This is a genomic window from Microbacterium sp. (assembly GCF_035554235.1).
GTDB lineage: Bacteria > Actinomycetota > Actinomycetes > Actinomycetales > Microbacteriaceae > Microbacterium.
Genome location: NZ_DATMIO010000052.1, coordinates 1 through 4,594, shown reverse-complemented (window position 1 = coordinate 4,594; position 4,594 = coordinate 1). Strand labels below are relative to the sequence as shown.

The 4,594-nt window shown below is 69.9% G+C and carries 4 protein-coding genes, 1 tRNA gene and 1 pseudogene; 5 read left to right on the top strand and 1 reads right to left on the bottom strand.

Translation table 11 applies throughout. The features are described from left to right. The 4 genes and pseudogenes from VNT50_RS02540 to VNT50_RS02525 all read left to right on the top strand — a co-directional run. Positions 1-190, top strand: a pseudogene (locus VNT50_RS02540) (D-beta-D-heptose 1-phosphate adenosyltransferase); the annotation flags it as partial. Between the two features lie 8 nt (positions 191-198). Then, complete coding sequence (locus VNT50_RS02535) at positions 199-1,143, top strand: 1-phosphofructokinase family hexose kinase (protein ID WP_325483532.1); 945 nt, start codon at positions 199-201, stop codon at positions 1,141-1,143. Between the two features lie 20 nt (positions 1,144-1,163). Beyond that, positions 1,164-3,239: a PTS fructose transporter subunit IIABC gene (locus tag VNT50_RS02530; RefSeq protein WP_325483531.1), complete on the top strand. Its 2,076-nt coding sequence runs from the start codon at positions 1,164-1,166 to the stop codon at positions 3,237-3,239. A gap of 78 nt (positions 3,240-3,317) precedes the next feature. Then, positions 3,318-3,587 carry an HPr family phosphocarrier protein gene (locus VNT50_RS02525; RefSeq protein ID WP_325483530.1) on the top strand — a complete coding sequence of 90 codons (270 nt, stop codon included), beginning with the start codon at positions 3,318-3,320 and terminating at the stop codon, positions 3,585-3,587. Positions 3,588-3,667: 80 nt separating this feature from the next. Here the strand turns inward: VNT50_RS02525 and VNT50_RS02520 are convergent, their stop codons facing one another. Next, on the bottom strand, positions 3,668-4,306 hold the full coding sequence (locus VNT50_RS02520; RefSeq protein WP_325483529.1) for an MBL fold metallo-hydrolase: 639 nt from the start codon (positions 4,304-4,306) through the stop codon (positions 3,668-3,670). Positions 4,307-4,405: 99 nt separating this feature from the next. On the opposite strand from VNT50_RS02520, the gene VNT50_RS02515 reads away from it, so the two are divergent. Then, positions 4,406-4,478, top strand: a tRNA-Glu gene (locus VNT50_RS02515). Positions 4,479-4,594: the final 116 nt, after the last annotated feature.

The window sequence follows — 4,594 nt, the reverse complement described above, 5'->3', positions numbered from 1 at the left end:
GGTCAAGGCAGCGATCGTCCGGGGCGCGCGCCGCGTGGTCGTGCTCGCCGATGCGACGAAGTTCGGCGTCGAGTCGCTCGTGCGGTTCGGTCGGCTCGACGACGTCGACATCCTCGTGACCGACGAACGACCCGATGCCGCGCTCTCCGCGGCGCTCGAGGGCGCCGGAGTGGACGTGTGGCTCGCATGATCGTGACCGTGACGCCGAACCCCTCCCTCGACCGGGCGATCATGCTCGACGCGCCCCTCGAGACGGGTGCGGTGCAGCGTGCGGCGGGCGAGCGACAGGATGCCGGGGGCAAGGGCATCAATGTCAGCCGCGCACTCGCGGCCGCGGGCGTCGACACCGTCGCGCTCTTCCCGGCCGCGGCATCCGACCCGTTCATCGCCCTCGTCGAGGAGTCCGGGGTCACGGCCCACGCCCTGCCCGTCGACGGGCGCGTGCGCTCCAACATCACGCTCGTCGACCCCGCCGGCACCACGACGAAGATCAACCTGCCCGGCGACGCATCGGTGGCAGAGGCCGCCGACGAGGTCATCGCCGCGATCGTGCAGGCCTCCGCCGCGGCGAACTGGCTCGTGCTCGCCGGATCCCTGCCGCCGGGACTCGGCAACGACTTCTTCGCCCGCGTCACCCGCACGGTGCGCCTGCGCGGCGGCGACGATGCCCCGCGCATCGCCGTCGACACGTCCGGACCGCCCCTCACCGAGGCGCTGGAGGCCCACCCCGACCTCATCAAGCCCAACGGCGAAGAGCTCGCAGAGCTGCTGGGCGAGGATCCGGGCGACGATGCCGAGCACCCCGCCGTCGCACTCGAACGCGCCCGTCGCCTCGTTCCCTCGCGAGCCGCCGCCGCCCTCGTGACCCTCGGCGCCCGCGGCGCGCTCTACGTGGACGCGACGACGTCGCTCTTCGCCCCGGCGCCGAAGATCACCGTCCGCAGCACGGTCGGCGCGGGGGACAGCTCGCTCGCCGGCTTCTTGATCCCGGATGCCGGTACCTCTGCCGATCGCCTCGTCAGTGCCGTCGCCTACGGCGCCGCCGCGGCATCCCTGCCCGGCACACAGACTCCCACCCCGATGGACGCGAGCATGCCCGTGACCGTCACCGACTGGACGGCCGGACCCCCGGCCGGCCTTTGACCCTCGAAGAGGAGAGTTCCATGGCACCCACGATCACCCCCGAGTTGGTGACACTCGACGCGAATCTCGGTGACGACAAGTCAGCCGTCATCCGTGCCCTCGCGGCGCGCGTCGTCGCCGAGGGCCGCGCGACCGACGCCGACGCCCTCTACGCCGACGCGTGGGCGCGCGAGCAGAAGGACGAGACCGGCCTGCCGGGCGGGATCGCGATCCCGCACGCGAAGAGCGCATCGGTGACGCAGCCGTCATTGTCGTTCGCCCGTCTGACGCCCGGCGTCGACTTCGGCGCGCCCGACGGCCCCGCCGACCTGGTCTTTTTGATCGCGGCCCCCGCCGATGCGGCCGAGGCCCACCTCGCCGTGCTGTCGAAACTCGCACGCAGTCTCATGCAAGACGACTTCACCGCCGGACTTCGCGCCGCGGCGACCCCCGATGAGGTGGTCGCGATCGTGCGCGATGCGATCGGCGAAGCGGATGCTGCGACCGACCCCGCTGCAGCAGCAGCCGTACCCGCCGCCGCGGCCGCGACATCCGTCGCCACGGACGACGAGCTCTCCGTCCGAGGCCGCCCCGCGCGCATCGTCGCCGTCACGGCGTGTGCCACGGGCATCGCCCACACGTTCATGGCCGCCGACGCGCTCACCGCCGCAGGCAAGAAGAACGGCATCGAGCTCGTCGTCGAGCCGCAGGGATCGAGCGGCTACCAGGCCCTCGACCCGAGCGTCATCGACAGCGCCGACGCGGTCATCTTCGCGACCGACGTCGATGTGCGCGAGCAGCAGCGATTCGCCGGCAAGCCGGTCGTGCGCTCGGGCGTCAAGCGCGGCATCGAGCAGCCCGATCAGATGATTCGGGAGGCGGTCGCCGCGGCGAACAACCCCAACGCCGCCCGCGTCGGCGGAACCGCGGCCGATCCCGGCTCGTCGCAGTCGGCGGCGCCGATCTCGTTCGGTGCGCGCATCCAGCGGATCCTGCTCACGGGCGTGAGCTACATGATCCCGTTCGTCGCCGGCGGCGGTCTGCTCATCGCGCTCGGCTTCTTCCTGGGAGGGTACGAGGTCAACACCGACGCGGCCACCGTGGCGGTGCAGAACTCGCTGTGGGATCTGCCGACCGACGACATCACCTCATCGTTCGGACCGCTGGGCCAGTACCTGGGCTCGGTCTTCTTCATCATCGGCGCGACGTCGATGGGCTTCCTCGTCTCGGCCCTCGCCGGCTACATCGCGTTCGCGATCGCCGACCGGCCGGGAATCGCCCCGGGCTTCGTCGCCGGTGCGATCGCCGCACTGATGGATGCCGGGTTCATCGGCGGCATCGTCGGCGGTCTGCTCGCGGGTGTCGTCGCCTGGTGGTTGGGACGCCTCCCCGCACCCCGTTGGCTGCGCGGTCTCATGCCGGTCGTGATCATCCCGCTCCTCGGGTCGGTCATCGCGTCGGGTCTGCTGGTGCTGTTCCTCGCACGCCCGATCGCGACCCTGATGACGTGGCTCACCGACTGGCTCACGAGCCTGACGGAGTCGGGGGGCGCGGCCATCGGCCTCGGCGTGATCCTCGGTCTCATGATGTGCTTCGACCTCGGTGGTCCGGTCAACAAGGTGGCGTACGCGTTCGCCGTCGCGGGCCTTGCCGCCGGGTCGGCCGACAACCCGGCTCCGCTGCTCATCATGGGCGCGGTGATGTGCGCCGGCATGGTTCCGCCGATCGCCATGGCGCTCGCCTCGACCGTGCTCGCGCGCAGCATCTTCACGCCGGTCGAGCGCGAGAACGGCAAGGCGGCGTGGCTGCTCGGCGCATCGTTCATCTCGGAAGGCGCGATCCCGTTCGCCGCGGCCGACCCGCTGCGCGTCATCCCGGCCTCGATGGTCGGCGGCGCCGTGACCGGTGCCCTGTGCATGATCTTCGGGGTGCAGTCCTACGCCCCGCACGGCGGCATCTTCGTGCTCTTCGCGATCAACCCCATCTGGGGCTTCCTGGTCGCGCTGATCGCCGGAGTGCTCGTATCGGCGTTCCTCGTCGTCGCCTTCAAGCGCTACATCGCGCCGAAGGAACTCGCGCAGGCCGAGAACATCCCGGCGGTCGCCATTCCGGCCTGACCCTCGCCGCCGCATCGGTCGTGCGGAATGCTTGACCCACTCGTCGAAGTACCACGCAGTCGAAGAAAGGACGTCCCCATGGCAGAGCGCCAGGCCACCATCGCGAGCAGCTCGGGGCTGCACGCCCGCCCCGCGAAGCTCTTCGTGCAGGCCGTGCAGGAGAAGAAGATTCCCGTGACCATCGCGGTCGCGGGCGGTCCCGACCTGAACGCCGGCAGCATCCTGTCCCTCATGGGGCTGGGCGCCTCGAACGGCACCGTCGTGACCCTCAAGTCGGACGCCGATGGCGCCGACCAGGCGCTCGACGAACTGGTGACCCTGCTCGAGACGGATCTCGACGCGGAGTAGGCACGCGCGGCAACGGCGCCCACCGATCCGTTCTGCTCGTAGGCACGATGGTCGGCGGGCGCCGTTGTTTTGAGCGCCCTCTAAACGTCGATGCCCTCGCCCGGATCCAGGAGGATGAACTCCCCGCCCCCCTGCTCCGTGGCCCATTTCAGCCTCGCCCGGTGCATGTCCCGCCCGATCACCGAGAGCGTCATGTCGTGCGTGCCGAACGCCATCTTCGGCTTGACCGCGAGCACGAAATCCATCGCGTCGCCGATCTTCAGCCACGGCGCTCCGAGCGGCGCGGCGAGCAGCTGGACATCCACTCCGCGGGGGACCGCGTACGAGTCGCCCGGGTAGTAGACGGAGTCGTTCACGACCACGCCCACGTTCTCCACCGCCGGAATCGTCTTATGGATGACGTTGTGTTCGCCGCCGAAGAACTCGAGCTTGAACGGATCGAGATCGACGGTGTCGCCGGGGGAGACGACGGTGATGTCGTAGCCCGCCGCCGCTCTCGCCACGCCCGCGGTTGCGTAGATCGGGACGCCCGGAGCACCCTTCAGGATCCGGTCGAGGTGCTCGGGGCTCCAGTGGTCGGGGTGCTCGTGGGTGATCACGACGCCGACCACCGTCCCGAGGTTGTCGATGGGGGTCGTGAACGACCCGACGTCGATCAGGAGGCTCTTCCCGGAGTCGTCGATTCGCAGGGCGGCATGTTCGAACTTCGTCACTCGCATGCCACGAGTCAAGCGGTCGGTCCCACCGCCGTGCAAGCGCTCCGCATCGATTTGTTCGCCTGCCCGGAGGCATGGCATACTTGTCAGGTTGTCTTGTGAGGCCCCATCGTATAGCGGCCTAGTACGCCGCCCTCTCACGGCGGTAACGCGGGTTCGAATCCCGCTGGGGTCACAAACGCAGAATGCCCGTCCGAAGGACGGGCATTGTTGCGTTTGCGGCCCCGAGAAACGCATCCCCAGCGGGCCTACGGAATCCTGCTGGGGTCGCCCCGGGAACACGATCGGTGG

Excerpts from the sequence above, each read along its gene's own strand:
- VNT50_RS02520 (WP_325483529.1), bottom strand. The coding sequence starts at position 4,306 with ATGCGAGTGACGAAGTTCGAACATGCCGCCCTGCGAATCGACGACTCC.
- VNT50_RS02530 (WP_325483531.1), top strand. The coding sequence starts at position 1,164 with ATGGCACCCACGATCACCCCCGAGTTGGTGACACTCGACGCGAATCTC.
- VNT50_RS02525 (WP_325483530.1), top strand. The coding sequence starts at position 3,318 with ATGGCAGAGCGCCAGGCCACCATCGCGAGCAGCTCGGGGCTGCACGCC.